Source organism: Candidatus Rokuibacteriota bacterium (assembly GCA_016188005.1).
Classification (GTDB): Bacteria; Methylomirabilota; Methylomirabilia; order Rokubacteriales; family CSP1-6; genus UBA12499.
In genome coordinates, this window is sequence record JACPIQ010000123.1 from 1 (window position 1) to 23,681 (window position 23,681).

Genomic DNA, 23,681 nt, shown 5'->3' on the forward strand with positions numbered 1-23,681 from the left:
GGCATCGCGGCGTTGATCGTCGCCATGGCGATCATCCGCCGGGTCTTCCATCTCGGGGAGTTCTTTCGCCCGATCCACTTCAACAACCTGGGCCTGCTGCTGCTCACGATGGCGTGTCTCTGGTTCTACTTCACGTTCGCCGCGTACCTGACGGGCTACTACGGCAACGAGCCGGAGGAGATGAAGGTCTTCTGGTCGAAGTTCACCGGGCCCTTCTGGATGACCTTCTGGGCCATGCTGGCCTGCAACTTCGTGGTGCCCATGGCCTGCCTCGTCCATCTTGGCCGTCACGCGGTCGGCAAGACGGTGGTGGCCTCGGTCGCGGTGGTCATCGGGATGTGGCTGGAGCGCCTGAACATCATCGTGCCCACGCTCTCCAACCCCCGGCTCCCGTTCCCCGAGGGGCAGTACTGGCCGACCTGGGTCGAGTGGGGGGAGACGGCGGGGAGCTTCGGCGTGTTCATCCTGCTCTATGTCCTCTTCGTCAAGCTCTTCCCCATCATCTCGATCTGGGAGATCAAGGAAGGGCGCGAGGTCGGGCTCAAGGAGGTGGAGGAACGCCTGCGGACATACCTCCCCGACGCGACGGAGCCCGAGCCCGCCCGCGATCGGGCGAAGGTGCTCACATGAGCGACGAGCGATCGGGGTTCGACAGGAAGGTCAGAGCCGCGCAGTGGGCGATCGCGGCCCTGGCCGTCGTCTTCATCGGCGGGATCGTCACGTGGATCGCGCATCTCATCCGCACCGCGTGGCGCCTCGGGGACGTCCCCTCGGCATCCATCGGCATTTCGCTGGTCGCGGTCCCCGTCTTCCTCGTCCTCCTGGGGGTCATCGTCTCCGTGTTCTGGGGGCTCCTCAGGGAGGGGGGCACGCGATGACGGCCCGTTTGCTGGTGGCCGGGCTGAGCCTGCTGGCAGGGATGGCGTTCGGCGCCGGTCCGGCGTTCGGCGGCCACGAGGGACTCTCGGTGCTCCTGCCCGCCAGCCCCCTGGAGGGAAGCCGGCTGTTCGCCGAGAAAGGGTGCGTCGGCTGCCATGGCGTCCACGGCGCTGGCGGCACCGCGGGGCCCGATCTCGGGCGCGGGATCCTGAACCGTCCGCTGCTGGAGATCGCCGCCGTCATGTGGAACCACGCGCCCGGCATGGAGCACCTGTTCCAGGAGAAGCGCGTGACTCGGCCGACGTTCGAGCCGCCGCAGATGGCGAGCCTGCTGGCGTTCCTCTACTACCTCGGCTCGCTGGATCCTCCCGGTGACGCGGACAGGGGCGCCATGCTCTTCGAGCAGAAGGGGTGCCAAACCTGCCACAAGGTGGGGGGGCGAGGCGGGAACGTAGGGCCAGACCTCACCGGGTACAGCCGATATGCGTCGCCTCTCTTCCTCACCGCCGGTCTGTGGAACCGGGGGCGGGCGATGGCGAGCGCCATGGAGCAGAGAAAGGTCCCGCGCCCCACGTTCCAGGGGAACGACATCCCCGACCTCTTCGCCTACATCCGGAGCGCGGGCGTGGGAACCGAGCGGGTCTATGCCCCTCCGGGGAGTCCGAAGCGCGGCGAGGCGCGCTTCACGCAGAAGCGGTGCGTGGAGTGCCACTCGGTGAGAGGCCACGGCGGCAAGGTGGGTCCCGACCTCGCGATCGGGGTCAAGGGAAGCTTCACGAGGATCGCGGGAACCATGTGGAACCACGGTCCCCGGATGTGGGCGAGGATGACCGAGGGCGGGATCGAGGTGCCCTCGCTCAGCACCGGCGAGATGTCGGACCTCATCAGCTACGTCTATTTCCTCCAGTTCATCGACCCGCCCGGTGACGCGCGGCGGGGGGCAGCGGTCTACAAGGAAAAGCGCTGCGGCAGCTGTCACGGGGCGGGCGGCACGAAGCTGGTGGCTCCCGCGTTCGCGCGCGTGGTCGAGAAGCTCAGCACGCCGCTGGCGATCATCACCGCCATGTGGAATCACGCGGGCCAGATGACCGAGACGACCGTGGAGGAGAACGTGGCCTGGCCGATGCTGAAAGGAGGAGAGATGGGCGACCTGATCGCCTACCTGCTGGGACGAGAGCGTGGACCCGGCGCGACGCCAACTGCACCCGCGCCGGCTTCATCCCGTGCGAGGAAGGACACCGCTCCGGCGAAGTGACAAGGAGGAGAACCATGCGCTCGCTTGCGATGGTCGCGGTCCTGCTGGGGGCCTTCACGTGGGCCTCCACCGCGGCCGCGGCCGACCTCGAGATCGGCAAGAAGGTCTACGAGAAGAAGTGCGCCTCGTGCCACGGCGCCGACGGCAAGAGCAATGCCAAGATGGAGCAGGCGCTCAAGGTCAAGATCCCGGCGCTCGCCGGCTCGGCCCTGAAACCCGACGCGGAGCTGCTGAAGCTCGTGTCCGATGGCAAGAAGCCCATGCCGGGCTTCGGGAAGAGCCTCAGTAAAGATGAGATCGACGCGGTGGTTCAGTACGCGAGGGCGCTTGCCACGGGAAAGGTGACTGGCGGCAAGTGAACGCCCGGGCCCGGCCTTCAGGGAGAGAACGATGAACGGCCCGTGATCACCGTCGGCGGCCCGGCAAGGGGGGGGCGCCCATGAGTAAGACCGTGAAATGGACTCTCGTCGCCGTCGCGCTCGTTCTGTGGCCTCTGGATCCGGCGTGGGGCCAGCAGCCCGTGTTCGGCCCGAGCCAGGACCCGCTGGCCGGCTCGCGCGTCTTCGGGACCAAGGGCTGTGCTACGTGTCACGCCGTGAACGGGCTCGGCGGCACCGTGGGGCCCGATCTCGGCCGCATCGCGCGGCCCCGCTCCTTCTACGACCTCGCCACCGCCATGTGGAATCACCTGCCGAGGATGGTGGAGCGCATGCAGCAGCGGGGCCTGTCCCGCCCCCACCTCGGCGTCCAGGAAACCGCGGACCTCATCGGGTTCCTCTACACTCTCAATTACTTCGACACGCCCGGGAACCCGGCCGTCGGAGCGCGGTACTTCGCCGAGAAGCGTTGCATCAGCTGCCATCAGGTCGGGGGCTCCGGGGGAGTGGTCGGCCCGAACCTGGACTTTCTCAAGCAGTTCGCCTCGCCGCTCTTCGTCGCCGCGGCGCTGTGGAACCACGGGCCATAGATGATGGAGGCGATGAAGGCCGGAGGCATCGAGCGGCCTGCCTTCATCGGTCCGGAGCTGCACGACCTCCTGGCCTCTCTCGTCCCCGCCTCCGCCGGCCCCCGAGAGGGGCCGCTCTACGTGCTGCCCGGGCGCGCCGATGAAGGGCGCCGGCTTTTCACCGACACGCGCTGCATCGGGTGTCATACCGTGGCCGGCGAGGGCGGCCGGGTGGGCCCGGACCTCGTCGGGCGCGGCGTGCGTCGAAGCCTCCTGGAGTTCTCGGCGGCCATGTGGAACAAGGCGCCGGCCATGGTCGCGGCGATGAAGGCGCGAGGCATCGCCGTCCCTCAGCTCCGAGCCGAAGAGATGGCGGATATCGTTGCCTATCTCTACGCGGTACGGTACTTCGCGGACCCCGGCAACGCGAGCAATGGCAAGGCACTGGCGAAGGAGAAAGGGTGCCTGCGCTGCCACGGCGCGTCCCGCGCGGGCGCGAAGCTGGCGAGGGACCTCGCCACGATGAAGGGGGCCCAAGCGCCGGCAGCGGTGATCGCGGCGTTGTGGAACCACGCGGGACTCCCGCTCCCGGGCCTGGCCGGGCAAAAGGGCGTGTGGCCGGAGTTCCGCCCGGAAGAGATGGCGGATCTGGTGGCGTGGCTCCAGTCATCCGGGCGACAGGGATGATTGCTCGGCCCACGTCATTGCGCTGACCCTCGGCTACCGGTTCATGTAGCGGCTGTCCCCCGAGCCCCCCGGGCCCTGGGGAGCGCCGTGGGGCAGCCGCGCCCCGGGGGGCCACCGCCGCCCCACCCGTTGCTGCGATCGTTCGCCCGGAGCCCGGAAGCTGTGCTAGTTTATCAAGGACTTGGGCTGCTGCCCTTAAGGGGTTATGGTGGCACCCCTCTTGCTCGCTGCGGGGGGGTAGCGCCCTGTGGTGGGGCGCTCAGGTTTCCGGGGCGTTGAAAACGGAGGGAGATCCATGGCTGCCAGCACGCTGACGATCACGGACAACCGGACCGGCAAGTCGTACGAGATCCCCATCGCCAACGGGGCCATACGGGCCATGGACCTCCGGCAGATCCGGACCGGTCCGGAGGACTTCGGGCTTCTCTCCTACGATCCCGCCTTCACCAACACCGCCTCCTGCATCAGCCGGATCACGGAGATCGACGGGGAGCGCGGCATCCTCCGCTACCGCGGCTACCCCATCGAGGAGCTGGCCGAGCGGTCGAACTACCTGGAGGTCGCCTACCTGGTCCTCAACGGCGAGCTGCCGACCATGACCCAGATGGACGAGTGGGTCTACGAGGTCACCCACCACACCTGGGTCCACGAGAACGTGAAGAAGTTCATGGATGGCTTCCACCACGACGCCCATCCCATGGGCATGCTCTGCTCGGCCGTGGCGGCGCTCTCGACCTTCTACCCCGAGGCGAAGAACGGGGGCGATCCGGGGATGCGGAAGCTGCAGATCGTCCGGCTCGTCGCCAAGATGCCGACGCTGGCCGCCTTCGCCTACCGCCACAGCCTCGGGATGCCCTACGCCTATCCCGACAACGAGCTGTCCTACACGGGCAACTTCCTCAACATGCTCTTCAAGACCACCGAGGTGAAGTACCAGCCCAACGCGACGCTCGAGCGGGCGCTGGAGGTGCTCTTCATCCTCCACGCCGACCACGAGCAGAACTGCTCCGCCAACGCGGTGCGGAGCGTGGGCTCCTCGGAAGCGGACCCCTACTGCGCGCTCGCGGGTGGGGTGGCGGCGCTCTACGGGCCGCTGCACGGCGGGGCCAACGAGGCCGTGCTCCGCATGCTGGGCGCCATCGGCTCCAAGGCGCATATCCCCGAGTTCATCAAGGAGGTCAAGGACGGCAAGGCCAAGCTCATGGGCTTCGGGCACCGCGTGTACAAGAACTACGATCCGCGGGCCAAGATCATCAAGCGCATGGCCGACGAGGTGTTCGAGGTGACGCGCCCGAGCCCGCTCCTGCCCATCGCCCTCGAGCTCGAGCGCATCGCGCTTCAGGACGACTACTTCGTCTCCCGCAAGCTCTACCCGAACGTGGACTTCTACTCCGGCCTCATCTACCAGGCCATGGGCTTCCCCGTCGAGATGTTCCCGGTGCTCTTCGCCATCCCGCGCACCAGCGGCTGGCTCGCCCAGTGGCAGGAGATGCGGAACGACTCCGAGCAGAAGATCGCCCGGCCGCGCCAGCTCTACCTCGGAGCCGGCAAGCGGAGCTACGTCGAGATCGGGAAGCGGGACGAGGAATCCGGGACCGACGGATGATCCCCGGACCGGTCTTCGCCTCGGCGCCGCAGCGGGTGTACTGGGAGATCACGCGGGCCTGCGATCTCGCCTGCCGCCACTGCCGTGCCGAGGCGGTCCGCGATCCGGACCGAGACGAGCTCAGCACGGCGGAGGGGCTCGCGCTCCTCGACAGTCTCGCGCGCTTCGGCCAGCCGGCGCCGCACCTCGTCCTCACGGGCGGGGACGCCCTCAAGCGCCAGGACCTGTTCCTCCTGATCGAGCGGGCCCGGGCGCTGGGCCTGTCGGTGTCGGTGGCGCCCAGCGCCACTCCGCTCCTGACCGGCGAGGCCATCCACCGGCTCCGGGCGGCGGGGGTCGAGGCCATCTCGCTGAGCCTCGATGGGGCGACGGCCGCCAGTCACGACGCTCTCCGGGGAGTGCCCGGGTGCTTCGGGCGGACGCTCGAGGCGGCGGGCACGGCGCGGGCCGAGGGGCTGCCCTTCCAGGTCAACACGCTGGTGAGCCGGGAGACGCTCGGCGACCTGCCCGCGATCTACGCCGTGGCGCGGGGGCTCGGCGCCCAGCGCTGGAGCCTCTTCTTCCTGATCTCCGTGGGACGGGGAACGGTATTGGCGCCGATCTCGGCCGGCGAGTGCGAGGATCTCTTCTCCTGGGCGGCGGGGCTGCCGCCGGGCGAGGGTCCCGTGGTGACGACCACGGAGGCCCCGCACTTCCGCCGGGTGCTGCTCCAGAAGCGGAAGGGCTCGCCGGGAGGGCGGCACGCCGCGGGCATCCGCGACGGTAACGGGATCATGTTCATCTCCCACACGGGGGAGATCACCCCGTCGGGCTTCTTCCCGCTCCCGGCGGGCTCGGTGAGGCGCGACGACCCCGTGACGGTGTACCGCGAGTCGGCGATGTTCCGTGGGCTCAGGCGCGTGGATCTCTTCGGCGGGCGCTGTGGCCGCTGCGAGTTCCGCGGCGTCTGCGGCGGCTCGCGGGCGCGCGCCTACGCCGCCAGCGGTGACCCGCTGGCCGAGGACCCGCTCTGCGCCCATGAGCCCGGCACGGGGGGCCCCGACAGGGCGCGGGAAGTGGCGGAGGCCGGACTGCCCCGCCGCCAGTAGCCAGCCCGGGAGCGGCGCATGGCGAGCCTGGCGCGCTCGGTGGCGGTGTCGCCGTTCCTCGTCGGTGATCCGCTGAGACTCGGGCCGGACGTCACCTCCGTCGCCGCCGTGATCCGGGAGAGCGGCGCCCACCCGGCGGCGGAGCCTGCCGCCCTCCGCGTGGCCCCGGGCGTGCTGCTGATCCACGCACTCGCGGAGGGGGCGGGCGGCATCGAGCTGCGCTGGGCCCAGCTTCCCCACGCGCCCGCGCTCCTCCAGGGCGGTGAGCCCATCCGAGCGGTGGCGATCCTGACCGCGTCGCTGCCGGAGAGCGGCCACGCCATGCGCGTCGCGGGCCGCCTCATGGCCTGTCTGCGCGACCCGGCGGGGATGGAGTCCTTGGCCTCCGCCGCGACCCGCGAGGAGCTGGTCACGATCTTCTCGCGCGTCGAGGTCGGGGCGGGGGAGAGCCCGCTCTCGACTGCCGATCTCCTCGCCCTCCTCCGAACCGCAGCCGGTGGGCTATCGGCCGCCGAGGCGGCGCGGCGCCGGGCCGCCTGCGGGTCCAACCGGCTGGAGCGCATCGGCCGCCGCTCGCTGGCTGCCCGCCTCCTCGATCAGTTCACGAGTTTCTTCGCCGTTCTCCTCTGGGTGGGAGGCGCCTTCGCCTTCCTGGCCGGCTTGCCCGAGCTGGGCTGGGCAATCTTCGGAGTCATCGTCATCAACGGCATCTTCAGCTTCTTCCAGGAGTACCGCGCCGAGCGGGCAGTGGAGGCCCTCCAGCAGCTGCTCCCCCTGGAAGTCGCCGTGCTTCGCGACGGGGCCGAGCTGCGCGTTCCGGCGGCGGACCTTGTCCCCGGCGACATCGTCAGGCTCGAGGAGGGAGACCAGGTGCCCGCGGACGGCCAGCTGCTCCAGGCCGCCGGCCTCAGGGTGGATCAGAGCGCGCTCACAGGGGAGTCGCATCCGGTGTTCAAGCTGCCGGCCCTCGGCGACGAGCGCGAGAACGTGCCGGTGGTCGAGCGTCACGAGTTGCTCTTCGCGGGAACCGCCGCCGTGGCGGGAGGCGGGACGTTCGTGGTCTCGGCGACGGGGATGCGGACGGAGATCGGGGGGATCGCCGGACTCACCCAGAGCGTGCCGGAGGAGCCGAGTCCGCTGCAGCGCGAGATGGTCCGCGTGACGCGCCTGGTGACCCTGCTCGCGGTGGGCTTCGGCGCTGGCTTCTTCGTGCTGGGGATGGCCACGCGAGCGCTCACGGCGGGCGAGGGCTTCCTCTTCGCCCTGGGCGTGATCGTGGCGAATGTCCCTGAAGGGCTCCTCCCCACACTGACGCTGGCCCTGGCGCTCGGGGTCCAGCGCATGGCGCGTCACCAGAGCGTGATGAAGCGGCTGTCGTCAGTGGAGACCCTGGGCGCCACGACGGTGATCTGCACCGACAAGACGGGTACCCTCACCCAGAACCGGATGGCGGCGCGCTCGCTCTGGGCCTCGGGGCGGTGCTGGAGGTCGGAGGAGGTGGGCGCAGTCCCCGAGCCCGATGTGGCCGAGCTGCTGGAGGCGGCCGTGCTCGCCTCGCAGGCGACGCTCGAGCGCGGCGATCCCACGGAAGTGGCGCTGCTCGCCACAGCGGCTGCGGCGGGGATCGAGTGGGACAAGGTCCGGTCCCGGCACGAGCTCCTGACTCCATACCCGTTCGACTCCTTCCGCAAGCGCATGACACTGGTTCGCGCCGTGGAGGCGGGGGCCTGCGCCTACGTCAAGGGGGCGGCGAGAGAGACCCTGCTCCTCTGCGAGACCATGCGCTGCGAGGGAAGGACAGTGCCGCTCACGGAAGAGCGCCGGCGGGTGATCCTCGCCGACCACGACCGGCTGGCGGCGGAGGGGCTGAGGATCCTGGCGGTCGCGCTCCGCCCACTCCCCGACGGCCTGGTCGGTCAGCCGGGGCCCGCCGTGGAGCGGGAGCTGACCTTCCTCGGGCTCGTCGCCTTGTGGGATCCGCCGCGTCCCGAGGTGGAGGAGGCTGTGAGCCTCTGCCGCCGGGCCGGAATCCGTGTCGTGATGGTCACCGGGGATTACGGCCTCACGGCGCAGGCCATCGCCCGGCGGATCGGCCTGCCGGCGACGAAGGTCGTGACGGGCGAGGAGCTCGAGCGGCTCTCCGCGGAGGCCCTGCGGCGGCTCGTGGCCGAGCCGGGCGTGCTCTTCGCGCGCACCTCGCCCGCGCACAAGCTGGCCATCGTCTCTGCCCTCAAGGCCAGCGGCGAGGTGGTGGCGGTGACCGGCGACGGCGTCAACGACGCTCCCGCCCTCCGTGCGGCCGACATCGGCGTCGCCATGGGGAAGCGCGGCAGCGATGTGGCCAAGGAGGCGGCGGTGATGGTGATCACCGACGACAACTTCGCGTCCATCGTGGCCGCCGTCCGTCAGGGGCGCGCGATCTACGCCAACATGGGGAAGTTCGTGACGTACATCTTCGCCTCGAACGTGCCGGAGCTGGTGCCGTTCCTGGCCTTCGTCTTCCTGGGCATCCCGCTTCCGCTCACCGTGATGCAGATCCTCGCCGTGGACCTCGGCACGGATCTGCTGCCGGCGCTGGCGCTGGGCGCCGAGCCCCCCGAGCCGGACATCATGGACCGCCCGCCGCGACCGCGCAACGAGCGGCTCCTCGGGACAGGGCGCCTGCTCCGCGCGTACGGCTTCCTCGGCATGGCCGAGGCCGCGTTCTCGCTCCTGGGCTTCTTCTGGACCTACTGGCTCGCCGGCTGGCGGCCGGGACTGGCCATGGCAGCGGCGGGGGGCCTCTACCGGCGCGCGACGACCATGACGCTGGCCGGAATCGTGGCCGCCCAGGTCGGCAACGTGTTCGCCTGCCGCACGGACCGAGAGTCCGTCTTCCGCGCCGGGCTCCTCCGCAACCGGGGGGTGCTGCTGGGCATCGCCGCCGAGGTCGGCCTGCTACTGGCGCTGATCTTGGTCCCGCCGCTCCAACACGTGTTCGGCCTAGCGCCGCTGAGGCCCGAGGAGTGGGGGATGCTGCTGCTCTTCCCGCCCATGATGCTGGCGCTCGAGGAGAGCCGGAAGCACGCCGTGCGACGGCTGGGTCGGGCCGGCCGGCAGCCTCACGCAGGGACCTGATCGACGCAGTTGGGAGGGAGATCACTCATGACCACCAGGCGGGAAGCGGGGGATCCGGCGCTCCTGGAGGAGTTGAGGCGCAGCCTGCGGGAGGCGCGCGCGCGGCTGCTGGCGGCAGTGGCCCGGACGGAGGAGGAGCTGGCGACGCTCGAGGCGCATCAGCCGGGCGGGCCCATGGAGGACGTGGACAAGGAGACTGTGACGGCCATCCTGTCACGGCTCGATGGGCGGGAGCGACACGAGCTGGACGAGATCCACGCGGCCCAGGCGAGGCTCGAGACCGGCACCTTCGGTGTCTGCGAGCAGTGCGGGCAGCCCATCGACCTGGCGCGGCTCCGGGCGCTCCCGGTGGCCCGCCACTGCCTCCCGTGTCAGCGTCGCCAGGAATCCGCCCCCCGATGAGCCCCGAAGGGGCGAAGAGGCCGAGCCGCGACGCGGCATGTGCCACGGTAAGGCGAGCTGAAGAGAGCCCCGAAGGGGCGAAGAGGCCAAGCCGCAACGCGACGTCCTCCACGTTCAAGCCAGATGAAGAAAGCCCCGGAGGGGCGAAGAGGCCAAGCCGCAACGCGACGTCCTCCACGTTCAAGCCAGATGAAGAATCCCCCGAAGGGGCGAAGAGGCCAAGCCGCGACGCGGCATGTGCGGTGCTACTGGTCGGAGCGCTCGCCCTGGGCGCGGCCTGCGCTGCCGCCCAGGAGAGGTCCGCACTCATCGCCCGGGGCCAGCAACTGTTCGTGGAGCAGGGGTGCCACGGCTGCCACACCGCGGGCCGGCTCGGCACCCCGCTGGCGACCGATCTCTCGCGGATCGGCGGCAAGTATTCCGAAAGCTACCTGACCCAGTGGCTGCGAGACCCGGCCGTGCAGAAGCCCACGGCCCACATGCCGCGGATAAATCTGAGCGACAGTGAGGTGCGCGCGCTGGCGGCCTATCTGGCCTCACTCCGCTAGGCAAACGGGAGGAAGCGACCATGAGACAGCTGCGCCGGATCCTGCACGCCACCGACTTCTCGCGTGCCTCGCGGCGAGCCTTCGAGGAGGCCGTGGCGCTGGCCAGGCGCGGACATGGCCGGCTCGTGCTGGCGCATGTCCTGACGCCGCCGTCGCCCTTCGTCGCCGAGGATGGCCTCGGGCAGCCATCCTGGGAAGATCTGCAGCGCCGGGCGAGGAGTGCGGCGACGCGACGGCTCGACCTCCTGCTTGGTGCGGCCAGAGGGGCCGGAGTGAGGGCCGAGTCGGCGCTGCTCGAGGGCCTTCCCTTCGAGGAGATCGTGCGCCTCGCCCGGCGGCGGCGGTCGGACGTGGTCGTGATCGGCACGCACGGCCGGAGCGGTGTCGGCCGGCTCCTCATGGGTAGCGTCGCGGCGCGGGTGTTGCGGCTGGCCCCCTGCCCGGTCCTCACCGTCCGTGGCCGCTAGCCTCCCGCAGGCGGGGACGGGAGGGGTGGGGTCGGCCCGCCCCTCTCTCGGCCCACGGGTGACCCACGTCGGGCGGCCACCTGCCGCGTAAGCCGGCGCCGAAGCGTTCTCCGGCGGTGGCATCCGCGTTGCACACTCAGGGGCGCGGGCAGGAGGAGTCTGCCCGGAGAGGGCATCCATCATGACGCGCAAGGGCAGGAAGCGGACGCGAACAAAGGCGGCCAAGCGCCGGACAACGAGGTCGAGGGAGGCGCCGGTGCCCGTGGCTGAGCTATTCGAGGCGGTCGTGGGCCGTTCGGAGAACGGCCCGACGCTGAGCGGAGGGGACGTGGACGCCGACTGGCAGCGCGCCGGGAGCTCCGGCGAGGAAGCCGTGGGCGGAAGTGTGGCGACACCGGACCAGGATGTCGTGGATGAGATCGGGCGCGCCCTCGGCGTGGAGCAGCCCACCGATGCGCCCGTGAGGCCGTCGGAGGAGATCCTGCGGGACCGGGACCGCCGCTACTGGAAGCTCGAGCGGAAGGCCGCGCGGGAGGAGCCATGACGGAAGCCGTCTTCTATCGCGTGATCGTTCCCACGGACTTCTCGAGCGGCTCGGAGGAAGCCTTCGGCATCGCCCTGCGGCTCGCCGGCGTCGCGGGATCCGAGCTGGTGCTGCTGCACGTCCTGGTCGAGACACCGCTCTTCTCGGAGGGCCCCTTCGCGAAGGACCGGAGCCGCGACGTCTTCGAGGCGGCCCGGCGCTGGGCCGAGCAGAGCCTGGAGGAGTGGGCCGCCAGGGCCCGAGCCGCCGGAGTGAGCGCGAGGATCGCGCTCAGGACGGGCGTGCCGTTCCAGGAGATCGTGGCGGCGGCCGCCGACGAGCGCGCCGACCTCATCGTGCTTGGCACCCATGGGCGCGGTGGGATCAACCGCGCCCTCCTGGGCAGCGTGGCGGACCGGGTGATCCGGCTGGCGCCTTGCCCCGTGCTCACCGTGCGTGAGCTCGGGTGAGGATGGGATGGCGGTGAGGCCCGACGGGCAGGAACGCTACGGCCAGGTGCGGGACTGGATGACGCGCGCCCCGGCGACCGTGGACGACGCCTGTCCGATCGGCGTGGCGCTGGCGCGGATGCGCAGCGCCGAAATCCGCCATTTGCTGGTCTTCGACGGCGACCGCCTCGTGGGAATCGTCTCGAGCCGCGATCTCGGGCGGCTCGCCGGCGCCCTGGGACGTGATCCTCTCGCCTCGGAGCCTGTGCGGCGGATCATGACGGAGAACCCGATCACGGTGGCGCCGGAGATGCCGGTGACCCGGGCTGCCCGGCTGCTGCTCGAGTCCAGGATCGGCGCCCTGCCCGTCCGTGACGACGACGCGATCGTCGGCATCTTCACTTTGTCTGACGCCCTCGAGGCGCTACTCTCGATGGTCGAGGGGCCGGGCGCGTGAGCGAGGTGCCCGCGCCCGCGAACGGCCACGACCGCCTTCAACAAGAGGAGGAGCGCCCGTGGGCATCCGGAAGAGCCAGGGGAAGAACAAGAAGTCGAAGCGACCCGCGGCCGCCGCGACGGTGAGACGCGAGGAGACCCTCCGGAAGGGCGCGCGGCGCGCGCGCCCCGCCTGACCGGCGCGGCCAGCCATGGCGTCTGGCAAGGGCTTTCAGGTGGTGGTGGCCACTGACGGGTCGCCTCAGGGACAGGCGGCGGTGGCGACGGCGGCAGGCTTCCCCTGGCCGACGGGCGCGAGGGCGCGAGTGGTGATCGCGCGGGGCGCGGTGGCCTGGGGCAAGATGCCCGGTGGGCTCTTGGCGGCTCTCGGTGCGAACCTCGGGCGCATCGCCGCCGATGCCCGCCGCACGCTGGCTCGTCGCCTCCGGCGCGCCGAGGCCGTCGTTCTCCCTGTGGATCCTGTGGAGGCCATCATCTCTCAGGCCCGGCGGCTCCAGGCGGGGGCGATCGTCGTGGGCTCCCGGGGCCACGGCGCCCTGGGGCGCCTCGTCCTCGGCAGTGTCTCCCGTGGAGTGGTGAGGCGAGCCCGGTGTCCCGTGCTGGTGGTCAAGGGGCGGGCGCGCGGGGCGGGCCGCGCGGTCATCGGCGTGGACGGGTCTGCAGGGGCGCGCCGGGCCGTGGACTTCGTCTGCGGTCTCCTTCCACCTCCAAGGGGCCGCGTCACTCTGGTGTCCGTGCTGGAGCCGATGCGCGCCCCTTCGCTGGGGCTACTGCCGGCCCCGGTGCGGTCGGCCCTGCGAGGGGAGGTGGCGGCAGTCCACCTCGAGCGCCTGCGCCGGAGCCGCAAGGATCTCGACGAGGCCGCGGCGAGGCTCCAAGCGGCGGGCTGGAAAACCGAGACCTGGGTCCGCACGGGAGTGCCGGCGCCTGAGCTGCTCAGGGCCGCGAAGGCGGCCCGGGCCGACTTCGTGGCGGTTGGGGCACGCGGCGTGGGCGGTGTCGAGCGGCTTCTCCTGGGGAGCGTCGCGGAGTCCGTGCTGAATGACGCTTCCGTACCGGTGCTGGTCGCCCGGTGAGGCCAGTCGCCGGAACCACGAGGGGTGTGCTGCTCTTGCGGAGCGCTTGAGTTCGGAGGGAACGAGCCATGGACATTCATCGGGTGCTGTTTCCCACGGACTTCTCGGCCAGCGCCGAAGCGGCAGGACGCGTGGCCGTGGACATGGCGCGGCAGTGGGGCGCCACGCTGCACGTGGTTCACGTGGTGCCGCCCGTCACCGACGCGGCGAACGCAGCGGATCGCCTGAGCCGCGCGGCGCAGTCGCTGGCCCCGGGCCCGGCCCCCGAGACAGCGCTCCTCTCGGGACGCGCGGCTCGCGAGATCGTGGCGTATGCGCGGGACAAGCACGTGGATCTCATCGTGCTCGGCAGTCACGGCCGCACAGGGGTGAGTCGGGCCATCCTCGGCAGCGTGGCCGAGGGAGTCGTGCGCCTGGCGTCCTGCCTCGTCCTCACGGTGCCTGCCGGGGCCGCCGTGCTCAAGGGGGCAGCCAGCGCGCCGGTCGAGGCCCCGGCTCACCCATCGCCACGCTGCCTGGTCTGCGCGGAGGGGACAGATACGCTGATCTGCGAGCCGTGCCGGACCAAGATCCGGGGCGAGGCGCTCGAGCAGAAGCTCGAGGCCGAGCGGGCCGGTCGGCGCGGCTCCGCGACTTGATGCCCTCGCCTGGGACGAACGAACCAGCACTCTGATCCGCTGCCTCGTCCGCCCGGGCGAGTGCCCGCGGGACAGCCTCCCCACGGCGCATCCGGCGTGGGGGCGGATTCCAGGCCGTGCTCATGCGGGAGCCCGAGGCGGTGACCGAGCAGGATCTCGCCCGGGCGCGATCCCGGTGTCCGCGCCCCCGGCGCGCCAGGACGGGGCGAACACGAGGAAGGAGACGGGCAAGGCATGAGTGATCGAGCCGAGCGGTTCGTCTACGACGATGGCATCGTCCGCATGTTCCTGTTGGCGACCGTGGTCTGGGGGGCCGTCGGCACGGCCGTGGGGCTCCTGATCGCGCTCCAGCTGGTACACCCGCTCTTCAACTTCGAGACGCCGTGGCTGTCCTTCGGGCGCCTCCGCCCGCTGCACACCAACGCGGTGATCTTCGCCTTCGCGGGCAACGCCATCTTCACCGGCGTCTACTACTCGGCGCAGCGCCTCCTGCGGGCGCGCATGTGGAGCGACCTGCTGGGGCGGATGCACTTCTGGGGCTGGCAGGCGATCATCGTGGCCGCCGCCGTGACGCTGCCGCTGGGCTACAGCCAGTCGAAGGAGTACGCCGAGCTGGAGTGGCCCGTCGACATCGCCATCACGCTCGTCTGGGTGATCTTCGCGGTGAACTTCTTCGGCACCGTGGCGCGGCGTCGCGAGCGCCACCTCTACGTGGCGCTCTGGTTCTACATCGCCACCCTCGTTGCCATCGCCGTGCTGCACATCTTCAACAACCTCGTGGTCGTCGCGGGCCCCATGAAGAGCTACACCGTCTACGCCGGGGTGCAGGACGCCTTCATGCAGTGGTGGTACGGGCACAACGCCGTGGCCTTCTTCCTGACCACACCGTTCCTCGGGCTCATGTACTACTTCCTGCCGAAGGCCGCGGAGCGGCCGATCTTCTCCTACCGGCTGTCCATCCTCCACTTCTGGACGCTGGTCTTCATCTACATCTGGGCCGGGCCGCACCATCTCCACTACACGGCGCTGCCGGCCTGGGCCTCCACGCTCGGCATGCTCTTCTCGATCATGCTCTGGATGCCCTCGTGGGGGGGGATGGTCAACGGCCTCCTGACGCTCCGCGGGGCGTGGCACAAGGTCACGGAGGACCCCGTCCTCAAGTTCTTCGTGGTCGCCGTCACCTTCTACGGCATGTCCACCTTCGAGGGGCCGACGCTTTCCATCAAGAGCGTGAACGCGCTCTCGCACTACACGGACTGGACCATCGCGCACGTGCACGCGGGGACGCTGGGGTGGGTGGGCTTCATGGTGTTCGGGATGGTGTACTGGCTGCTGCCGCGCGTGTTCCAGGCGGAGCTGTGGAGCCGGAAGGCGGCGGAGCTGCACTTCTGGCTCGGCACCGTGGGGATCCTCCTCTACATCGTCGCGATCTACGCCGCCGGCCTCACGCAGGGCCTCATGTGGCGGGCCTTCGACGAGACCGGGCGGCTCGCCTACCCGGACTTCGTCGAGACGACGCTCAGGCTCATCCCCATGTACTGGGTCCGGGTGGTCGGCGGCGCCCTCTACGTCGCGGGCGTGCTGCTCTGCCTGGTCAACGTCGCCATGACGTGGCGGGGCCGGCCGGCGCGGTACGCCGAGCGCGTCCAGGAGGCGCCTGCGCTCTCGCCCGGCTACCCGGCCGGGGAGGGGCAGCCGGAGGCGGCCGGTCTCTCGGCGCTGGCGCGCTTCAGACGCGCCGCGTGGCACCGGCGCTGGGAGGGCCTCCCCGCCACCTTCACCGCGTGGGTGGTGGTGGCCGTGGTGAGCGCCTCGCTCTTCGAGATCGTGCCGATGTTCCTCGTCCGGTCGAACGCGCCCAGCATCGCCGCGGTGCGGCCGTACACGCCGCTGGAGCTGGCAGGACGGGACATCTACGTGGCCGAGGGGTGCAACAACTGCCACTCGCAGATGGTGCGTCCGATCCGCGCCGAGACCGTCCGGTACGGCGAGTACAGCAAGCCGGGCGAGTTCGTCTACGACCACCCGTTCCTGTGGGGCTCACGGCGGATCGGCCCCGACCTGCACCGGGTCGGGGGGAAGTACCCGCACCTCTGGCACGTGCGGCACATGGAGGACCCGCGCTCGACGACGCCGCAGTCCATCATGCCCGCCTACGAGTGGCTGCTGCGCCAGCCGCTGGACTGGGGCTCGCTGGCGGCCAACGTCAGGGCCCAGGTGAGCCTCGGCGTGCCCTATCGGCCCGAGGAGGTGGAGCGGGCCGCCGACCTCGGGCGGCAGCAGGCGCACGGCATCGCCCGGGAGGTGGTCCGGCAGGGCGGGCCTCCGGGGCTCGAGGAGAGGAAGATCGTGGCTCTCGTCGCCTATCTGCAGCGCCTGGGGACGGACATCAAGGCGCCCCGCCCGGCCACGGCCCAGGCGCGGGCGCAGGCTCTCCGATGAGCCTCGCCGACGTCATGGGCGGCACGGGCCTCCAGCTCTTCGCGGAGGTCGGCCTGCTCCTCTCCGTCGGCGCCTTCCTGGCCGTCGGGGTCAGCACCTTTCTTTGCAGGAATCGCGACGCGCTCGAGCGCGCGCGTCACCTGCCACTGGAGCGCGACGACGATGACTAGCAGAGACACCCGCGCGGAGCGGGACCGGCTGCTCGCGCACGACTATGACGGGATCGAGGAGTACGACAACCCGCTGCCGGGCTGGTGGGTGTGGCTCTTCTGGGCCACCATCGCCTTCTCGGGTGTCTACGTGGCCGTGTACCACGCGGGCCCCGGGGCCTCCGTCATCGCCGAATACGAGGAGGAGGTCCGCCTGGCCGCCGAGCGGGAGGCACGCCAGATAGCGGCCGACGGGACGGTCACGGAGGAGGTGCTGGCCGTGCTGGAGAAGAACCTGCCGGCCATGGCGAAGGCCAGGGAGACCTTTGTCCAGCGCTGCGCCGCCTGCCACGGCGACCGCGGTCAGGGCATCATCGGACCGAACCTGACCGACGACTACTGGCTGCACGGGGGGAAGCTCACCGACATCTATCGCACCATCCGCGAGGGCGTGCCGGACAAGGGGATGGTCCCGTGGAAGGGCCAGCTCCAGCCCGCGGAGCTGTCCTCGATGGCGGCCTTCGTGGGAACGCTGCACGGGAGCAACCCGCCCAACGCCAAACCGCCCCAGGGCGTGAACGCCGCCGGACAGCCGGCGCCGGGGGCCAGGGCGGGGAGCTGATGCCGGCAACGCTGCCAACCTCCTCGGCGGCGAAGCGCATCCTCCCCACCCTCAACCAGGACGGGACGCGGCGCTGGCTCCGGCCGAAGCTGTCGCGCGGCCGCTTCCTGCGCAGGCGCCGCGTGGTGGCCTGGGTGCTCGTTGCCCTCTTCACCTTGATCCCCTACCTGCGGATGGGCGGCAAGCCGCTCATCCTGCTCGACGTGACGCGTCGGCAATTCACGCTCTTCGGGACCACCTTCCTGCCCACGGACACGGCGCTCCTGATGCTGCTGCTCGTGGGGCTCTTCCTGACCATCTTCTGGCTCACCGCAGTCTACGGTCGCGTCTGGTGCGGGTGGGCCTGCCCGCAGACCGTCTACATGGAGTTTCTGTACCGGCCCGTCGAGCGGCTCATCGAGGGAGGGGCGAGGGCGCAGTCCGGGCTGGACGGCCGCCCGTGGTCGCCGCGCCGGCTCCTCAAGCACGCGGTGTTCCTCGGGCTGTCCATGTTCCTCGCCCACACCTTCCTCGCCTACTTCGTGGGCGTGGAGGAGCTGCGGCAGTGGGTGACGCGTTCGCCGCTGGAGCATCCCGCGGCCTTCCTCGTCATGGCCACCACGACGGCCCTCATGTTCGTCGACTTCGGCTGGTTCCGCGAGCAGGTGTGCATCGTCGCCTGTCCCTACGGGCGGCTGCAGTCGGTGCTCCTGGACCGGCGCTCGCTGATCGTGGGCTACGACCAAGGGCGCGGCGAGCCCCGCGCCACTTACAGGCAGCGCAGAACCTCGCCCGCCGAATCCGCGGAGACGCGGGCGGGCGACAGCCCGGGTGCCCGCGTCGTGGTGGCGGGCGACAGCCCGGGTGCCCGCGTCATGGTGGCGGGCGACAGCCCGGGCGCCCGCGTCGTGGTGACGGGCGACAGCCCGGGTGCCCGCGTCTGGGGAGATTGCATCGACTGCGGGGCCTGCGTGGTGACATGCCCCACCGGCATCGACATCCGTCAGGGGCTGCAGATGGAGTGCATCCACTGCACGCAGTGCATGGACGCCTGCGACGCCATCATGGCCAGAATCGGCCGGCCGCGCGGGCTGATCCGCTACTCCTCGAAGGATGAGCTGGCCGGCGCGCCGCGCCGTCTCCTCAGGCCGCGCATCGTGGTCTATCCGGCGCTGGTGCTGCTGGTGTGGGGCGTCCTGGGCGTGGCGCTGGCCGAGCGCGCTCCGGCCGAGGTCACGGTGCTCCGGGGCCTCGGCAGCCCGTTCACCGTGTTGCCCTCGGGGGAGGTATCGAATCAGCTGCGGGTCAAGATCGTCAACCTCCGCAGCGCCGACCGGGATTTCCGGATCGAGCTGACCGGGGCCAACTCGATCCGGCTGGTGGCCCCGGAAAACCCGCTTCGGGTCGCTGGCGGCCAGGCCGCGACAGCGACCGTTTTCCTCCTCGCCCCGCGGGGCGCCTTCGCCCATGGCCGGCGCGACGTGCGCCTCCGCGTGGAGGACGGGGCGGGTTTCGGTACGGAGGTGGAGTACCGGCTCATCGGGCCCGACGACGAGGACGACGACGACGACGAGGACGAGGAAAAGAAGAAGAAGGACAAGAAGGACAAGGAGGGCAAGAAGAAATGAGGGGGCGGGGATGGTACTGGCCCGCGGGACTGATCGCGCTGCTGGCGGTGTCGGCCGCGGCCAACATCGTGTTCATGCTCGTGGCGACGGACGATCCGTCCTTCGCGGTGGAGCGCGACTACTACCGCAAGGCGATCCTGTGGGACGAGACGATGGCGCAGGCCGAGCGGAACGGCGCGCTGGGATGGTCCGTCACACCGCGTCTCGAACCGGTGCCGGGCTCGCCCCGGCTGATGACGCTGCGGGCGCGCGTCACGGACCTCTCCGGCGCCGGCCTGCGCGATGCCCTCGTCCGCGTGGAGGCCTTCCATGGCGCAAGGGCCGGGCAGGTGGTGGGCGGCACGCTCCGGCCCGGGGCGGGCGGCTACGTGGCGGCGCTCCCCATGGCGCGGCCCGGACTCTGGGAGCTGCGCTTCCGGGTGGAGCGAGACGGCGCAGTGTTCACCCAGGTGCTGACCCACGAGGTCACGGCGGCGCCATGACGGCGCTCCTGGTGACGGTGCTGGGCTCGAGCCTCCTCGGGAGCCTGCACTGCGCTGGGATGTGCGGGGGGTTCGTGGCGCTCCACTCGGGTGCGGCCACCTCGTGCCGGCGGTCGCGGAGCGCCGTTCTGGCCCACGGGGCCTACAGTGGAGGCCGTCTCGTGGCCTACGCGCTCCTAGGGGGCGGCGCGGGGGCGCTCGGGGGGGCTCTCGACCTGGCGGGGGCATCGGGTGGGATCCATCGTCTCGCGGCCCTTGTGGCGGGGTTCTTCATCGTCGTCTGGGGCGTGGCGGGGCTGGCGGAGGCGCTTGGCTTGCGTCTCCCGTTGCCCGGCTCCCCACGGGCTCTCGGGCGCGTTCTGGGCCGCGGCATGGAGCTGGCTGGGAAGTGGCCGGTTCCAGCCCGCGCGCTGGTCACCGGGCTTCTCGCCGCGCTGCTCCCATGCGGCTGGCTCTGGGCCTTCATCGTCACCGCCGCCGGCACGGGCAGCGCCGCCGCAGGGGCTCTGGTGATGGCGGTGTTCTGGGCCGGCACGCTGCCGATGCTCGCCGGCGTCGGGGTGCTGCTCGAGACCGGGGTCGGGAGGCTTCGCCGGCAGCTGCCGGCGGCCACCGCCGTGGCGATGATCCTGGTGGGGCTGCTGGCCGTCGCCGGACGGGGCGGGTCCGCGGCTCCACACACTGCTCACGTTCCGGCGGCTCCCGCGGCCGCGCATGGTCCTGCCTCCCATGCCGGTCGCTGAGAAGCCCGCGCCCGAGACCTCCTCCGCAGCCCGGGGGAAGGAGAGCGCGTGCGCCCATTGCGGGCTGCCCGTGCCCGCGGCGCTCAGGGAGGCCGATGCGCCCAGACAGTTCTGCTGCGCGGGGTGCAGGGAAGTGCACGCGCTGCTGCAGGAGCATCGGCTCGGGCGCTACTACGAGCTGCGCGCCGCCGCAGAGCCCCGCGCCCCGGCCGCCCTCGCGGGAGGCGGTGACAAGTCCTACGCCGAGATGGACGACCCCGGCTTCCGGGGGCGTTGCTGCTGGGCGGCTCCGGGGGGTCTCGAGGCCACTGAGCTCTACCTCGAGGGCGTGCACTGCTCGGCCTGCGTGTGGCTGCTGGAACGCTTGCCGCGCCTCTGCCCGGGGCTCGTGGAGGCGCGGCTCGACCTGCCGCGCTCGCGGGCGCGCCTTCTGTGGGACCCGCGCTCCGTGTCGCTTTCGGCCATCGCCCGGCGGCTCCACTCGATCGGCTACCCGCCGCATCCCTGCCGGGGACGTCGCGCCAGGGAGGCGCAGCAGCGCGAGGACCGGATGATGCTGGCCCGCATCGGGCTGGCCGGGGCGGCGGCGGGCAATGTGATGGCCATCGCCTTCGCGCTCTACGGCGGGATGTTCCACGAGATGGAGCCCGAGCTGGCGGCACTCTTCCGCTGGGCGAGCCTCGTGGTGGCGCTGCCGTCGGTGATCTGGGGAGGCGGCGTCTTCTTCAGGGGCGCCTGGGCGGCGCTGAGGCTCCGGATCCTGCACATGGACGTGCCGATCAGCATCGGGCTGCTCGCGGGCTTCCTCCACGGCGCCTGGAACACTGCACGCGGCGGAGGCGAGGTCTACTTCGACTCGGTGACCACGCTGGTCTTTCTCTTGCTGGTGGGGCGTTATCTCCAGCAGCGCCAGCAGCGCCTGGCGGCCGAGTCGGCCGAGCTGCTGGCCTCGCTGGCTCCTTCCTCGGCTCGGGTCATCGAGGGCGCGGCGACCCGGGAGGTGCCGCTGGAGGCGCTGGGGGCCGGGGCGCTGGTCGAGGTGCGTGCGGGAGAGACCGTGCCCGCCGACGGCGTCGTCGAGCGAGGCCGGTCCCGGCTCGACACTTCGCTCCTCACCGGGGAGTCGCGGCCCTCGACCGTGGCGCCCGGCGACCGGGTCCACGCGGGCACGGTCAACGTTTCCTCGCGGCTCGAGGTCCGCGTGGAGTGCGCGGGGGAGGAGACCCGCGTGGGCCGGCTCATGGCGCTGGTGGAGGAGCATGCCAGGCGACGCGCCCCCATCGTGCAGCTGGCTGACCGACTCTCCGGTCGTTTCGTCCTGGCCGTGCTGGTCCTGGCGGCGGCCACCTTCGCCCTGTGGATGCGGCTCGACCCGGCGCGGGCCGTGGACCATGCCGTGGCGCTGCTCATCGTCACCTGTCCCTGCGCGCTCGGGCTGGCGACGCCCCTGGCCGTGAGCGCCGCCATCGGTCAGGCGGCGCGGGCCGGCATCCTCGTCAGGGGAGCCGACGTCCTCGAGAAGCTCACCCGCCCGGGACTCCTGTGGCTCGACAAGACGGGAACGCTCACCGCGGGGCGCACCGCGCTGGTGGAGTGGTGGGGAGAGGAGGCGGCAAGGCCGCTGGTCGCCGCGGTGGAGGCCCACTCATCGCACCCCGTGGCCCGCGCCCTCTCCGAGGCGCTGGGCGACGGCAAGCCCGGCCCCGGGATCGACGTGAAGGAGATGCAGGGCGCCGGGATCGAGGGGTGGGTGGGCGGGCGGCACGTCATGGTGGGAGCTCCGGAGTGGGTGGCGACCCGGGCCCGGGACGTTCCCGGGGAGATGCGGGAGCGTCTTGGCGCCGCGCGCGGCGCCGGGCTCTCTCCCGTGCTCGTGGCGGTGGACAGCCGCGTCGTGGCGGTGGCGGCGCTGGGCGATCCGCTGCGGCCGGATGCCCGGCTGGCCGTCGAGCGCGTGAAGGCCAGGGGCTGGCGGGTCGGTGTGCTGTCCGGCGACGATGCCGCAGTGGTGGCGGCCACGGCCGGCCAGCTCGGGATCGGGCCGGGGGCCAGTCGTGGCCGCGTTTCGCCGGAAGGGAAGCTCGGGGTGGTGACGGAGGGGCTCGCCGAGGGCACGGTGGTCATGGTGGGCGACGGAGTGAATGACGCCGCGGCGCTGGCGGCGGCCACCGTGGGTGTCGGTGTCCACGGAGGCGCTGAGGCGGCGCTGGCGGCGGCCGACGTCTACATCACGCGGCTCGGGGTGGGGCGCGTGGCCGATCTCATCGACGGCGCCCACCGCGCCATGGCGGTGGTCCGGCGCAACCTGCTCTTCTCGCTCCTCTACAACACGGTGGGCGTGTCGCTGGCGATGGGCGGGCTCCTCGACCCGCTGGTGGCGGCCGTGCTGATGCCGGCGAGCTCGCTCACCGTGATCCTCAGCTCGTATCGCGCGCGCATGTTCCCCCGCGCCCCGGAGGAGGAGGCAACGGCATGGCGGTGATGTTCATCCTCCTCCCGCTGGCCCTGCTCTTCTCGGCCGGAGCGCTCCTGGTCTTCGTCTGGGCCGCCCGGTCCGGGCAGTTCGACGACCTCAGCACGCCGGCCCTGCGGATCCTCCACGAGGAGGACGCAGACGAGCCGTGAGGCACGTCACGGGATCCACATGACAGATGGCCGCACCCGCGCCTGGGACCGCGGCGCTCCGGCCACCGTTGTGGTATGAGATGGAGTCAGACAAGGAGGCGGTCATGACTCGGCTCCCGCGACCCTCCGAGCAGCTCCGCCGGAAGCACCCCGCGGAGCGGCCGCTCGGCGAATGCGCGTTCGACGATCTTCTGGCCGAGGCCGGGAGGCTTCACGGCCAGCTCTGCCCGGGCCAGGTCCTCGGCGTGAGGATGGCGCTGGCCGGCTGCCGCGAGGTGGGCGTCGAGCGGCCCCGGAGCGCGGGCAAGAGCCTGGTGGTCCTGGTCGAGATCGACCGCTGCGCCACCGACGCCATCCAGGCGCTCACGGGAGTGACCCTGGGCAAGCGGACGCTCAAGCATCTCGACTACGGCAAGACGGCGGCCACCTTCGTCAACATGGCGACGGGCACCGCCGTGCGGGTGGCCGCGCGCGAAAGCGCCCGGGCGAAGGCGGCCGAGTGGGCCCCGTCCGAGCCCGACGCGCGAAAGGCGCAGATCCTGGCCTACCGGCACATGCCTGAGCGCGAGCTCCTCGCGCTCGAGCGCGTGACGGTGAAGCCCGGCTGGCTCGACCGGCGGCGAGTGCGTGTCTACTGCGACTGCTGCGGCGAGGGGATCAATTACGAGCGCGAGGTTCACACCGGCGATCGCACGCTCTGCCGCCCGTGCAGCGGGGAGAGCTATCTGGTCGCCCCATGCGAGCGGGCCACCTCCGCGCTCGAGGCGCCCAGCCACCGGACAGGGGCGTGAATGCCTCAGTCCCATGGATTCCATGAACGGGCGCCCGACCGCCGGTGCAGGGAGACCCGAGATTCCGGACACTTGGAAGATTG

The 23,681-nt window shown here is 71.3% G+C and carries 26 protein-coding genes; all 26 read left to right on the forward strand.

The window, feature by feature from the left end:
* Positions 1-630: hypothetical protein (locus HYV93_24130; GenBank protein MBI2529060.1), on the forward strand; the 630-nt coding region annotated here is incomplete at its 5' end.
* Entirely contained in the window at positions 627-878 is a 252-nt protein-coding gene (locus tag HYV93_24135; GenBank protein ID MBI2529061.1) for a hypothetical protein, read from the forward strand. The genes HYV93_24130 and HYV93_24135, both read left to right, overlap by 4 nt.
* Positions 875-2,134 (forward strand): c-type cytochrome, encoded by a 1,260-nt coding sequence (locus HYV93_24140; GenBank protein ID MBI2529062.1) that lies wholly within the window; start codon positions 875-877, stop codon positions 2,132-2,134. The genes HYV93_24135 and HYV93_24140 overlap by 4 nt, the downstream gene beginning before the upstream one ends.
* Before the next feature lie 14 nt (positions 2,135-2,148).
* Positions 2,149-2,493, forward strand: a complete 345-nt coding sequence (locus HYV93_24145) for a cytochrome c (protein MBI2529063.1) — start codon at positions 2,149-2,151, stop codon at positions 2,491-2,493.
* An 80-nt stretch (positions 2,494-2,573) separates the two neighbouring features.
* Positions 2,574-3,101: a cytochrome c gene (locus HYV93_24150; protein MBI2529064.1), complete on the forward strand. Its 528-nt coding sequence runs from the start codon at positions 2,574-2,576 to the stop codon at positions 3,099-3,101.
* Between the two features lie 12 nt (positions 3,102-3,113).
* Positions 3,114-3,767 carry a c-type cytochrome gene (locus HYV93_24155; protein ID MBI2529065.1) on the forward strand — a complete coding sequence of 218 codons (654 nt, stop codon included), beginning with the start codon at positions 3,114-3,116 and terminating at the stop codon, positions 3,765-3,767.
* Between the two features lie 295 nt (positions 3,768-4,062).
* Complete coding sequence (locus HYV93_24160) at positions 4,063-5,373, forward strand: citrate synthase (GenBank protein ID MBI2529066.1); 1,311 nt, start codon at positions 4,063-4,065, stop codon at positions 5,371-5,373.
* Positions 5,370-6,461 carry a radical SAM protein gene (locus HYV93_24165; protein MBI2529067.1) on the forward strand — a complete coding sequence of 364 codons (1,092 nt, stop codon included), beginning with the start codon at positions 5,370-5,372 and terminating at the stop codon, positions 6,459-6,461. The genes HYV93_24160 and HYV93_24165 overlap by 4 nt, the downstream gene beginning before the upstream one ends.
* A gap of 369 nt (positions 6,462-6,830) precedes the next feature.
* Entirely contained in the window at positions 6,831-9,578 is a 2,748-nt protein-coding gene (locus HYV93_24170) for a cation-transporting P-type ATPase (GenBank protein ID MBI2529068.1), read from the forward strand.
* 27 nt (positions 9,579-9,605) lie between these two features.
* A complete protein-coding gene (locus tag HYV93_24175) occupies positions 9,606-9,980 on the forward strand; it encodes a TraR/DksA family transcriptional regulator (protein ID MBI2529069.1) in 375 nt (124 codons plus the stop codon).
* Positions 9,981-10,222: 242 nt separating this feature from the next.
* Positions 10,223-10,528, forward strand: coding sequence for a cytochrome c (locus HYV93_24180; protein MBI2529070.1), 306 nt, complete (start codon positions 10,223-10,225; stop codon positions 10,526-10,528).
* 20 nt (positions 10,529-10,548) lie between these two features.
* Complete coding sequence (locus HYV93_24185; protein ID MBI2529071.1) at positions 10,549-10,995, forward strand: universal stress protein; 447 nt, start codon at positions 10,549-10,551, stop codon at positions 10,993-10,995.
* Positions 10,996-11,257: 262 nt separating this feature from the next.
* On the forward strand, positions 11,258-11,539 hold the full coding sequence (locus HYV93_24190; protein MBI2529072.1) for a hypothetical protein: 282 nt from the start codon (positions 11,258-11,260) through the stop codon (positions 11,537-11,539).
* Positions 11,536-11,988 (forward strand): universal stress protein, encoded by a 453-nt coding sequence (locus HYV93_24195; GenBank protein ID MBI2529073.1) that lies wholly within the window; start codon positions 11,536-11,538, stop codon positions 11,986-11,988. Before HYV93_24190 ends, HYV93_24195 begins: the two co-directional genes overlap by 4 nt.
* A 13-nt stretch (positions 11,989-12,001) precedes the next feature.
* Positions 12,002-12,424, forward strand: a complete 423-nt coding sequence (locus HYV93_24200) for a CBS domain-containing protein (GenBank protein MBI2529074.1) — start codon at positions 12,002-12,004, stop codon at positions 12,422-12,424.
* 190 nt (positions 12,425-12,614) lie between these two features.
* Entirely contained in the window at positions 12,615-13,499 is an 885-nt protein-coding gene (locus HYV93_24205) for a universal stress protein (protein ID MBI2529075.1), read from the forward strand.
* A 68-nt stretch (positions 13,500-13,567) separates the two neighbouring features.
* Positions 13,568-14,137 carry a universal stress protein gene (locus HYV93_24210; protein ID MBI2529076.1) on the forward strand — a complete coding sequence of 190 codons (570 nt, stop codon included), beginning with the start codon at positions 13,568-13,570 and terminating at the stop codon, positions 14,135-14,137.
* Between the two features lie 234 nt (positions 14,138-14,371).
* Complete coding sequence (gene ccoN / locus HYV93_24215) at positions 14,372-16,579, forward strand: cytochrome-c oxidase, cbb3-type subunit I (protein ID MBI2529077.1); 2,208 nt, start codon at positions 14,372-14,374, stop codon at positions 16,577-16,579.
* Entirely contained in the window at positions 16,576-16,749 is a 174-nt protein-coding gene (locus tag HYV93_24220; protein MBI2529078.1) for a hypothetical protein, read from the forward strand. Before ccoN ends, HYV93_24220 begins: the two co-directional genes overlap by 4 nt.
* Complete coding sequence (locus HYV93_24225) at positions 16,742-17,350, forward strand: c-type cytochrome (GenBank protein ID MBI2529079.1); 609 nt, start codon at positions 16,742-16,744, stop codon at positions 17,348-17,350. The genes HYV93_24220 and HYV93_24225 overlap by 8 nt, the downstream gene beginning before the upstream one ends.
* A complete protein-coding gene (locus HYV93_24230) occupies positions 17,350-18,957 on the forward strand; it encodes a 4Fe-4S binding protein (GenBank protein MBI2529080.1) in 1,608 nt (535 codons plus the stop codon). The genes HYV93_24225 and HYV93_24230 overlap by 1 nt, the downstream gene beginning before the upstream one ends.
* Entirely contained in the window at positions 18,954-19,439 is a 486-nt protein-coding gene (locus tag HYV93_24235; protein ID MBI2529081.1) for a FixH family protein, read from the forward strand. Before HYV93_24230 ends, HYV93_24235 begins: the two co-directional genes overlap by 4 nt.
* Positions 19,436-20,182, forward strand: a complete 747-nt coding sequence (locus HYV93_24240) for a sulfite exporter TauE/SafE family protein (protein MBI2529082.1) — start codon at positions 19,436-19,438, stop codon at positions 20,180-20,182. The genes HYV93_24235 and HYV93_24240 overlap by 4 nt, the downstream gene beginning before the upstream one ends.
* Positions 20,169-22,664, forward strand: coding sequence for a heavy metal translocating P-type ATPase metal-binding domain-containing protein (locus HYV93_24245; GenBank protein ID MBI2529083.1), 2,496 nt, complete (start codon positions 20,169-20,171; stop codon positions 22,662-22,664). The genes HYV93_24240 and HYV93_24245 overlap by 14 nt, the downstream gene beginning before the upstream one ends.
* Complete coding sequence (gene ccoS / locus HYV93_24250) at positions 22,655-22,807, forward strand: cbb3-type cytochrome oxidase assembly protein CcoS (GenBank protein ID MBI2529084.1); 153 nt, start codon at positions 22,655-22,657, stop codon at positions 22,805-22,807. Before HYV93_24245 ends, ccoS begins: the two co-directional genes overlap by 10 nt.
* A 104-nt stretch (positions 22,808-22,911) precedes the next feature.
* Positions 22,912-23,598, forward strand: a complete 687-nt coding sequence (locus HYV93_24255; protein MBI2529085.1) for a formylmethanofuran dehydrogenase — start codon at positions 22,912-22,914, stop codon at positions 23,596-23,598.
* Positions 23,599-23,681 lie beyond the last annotated feature (83 nt).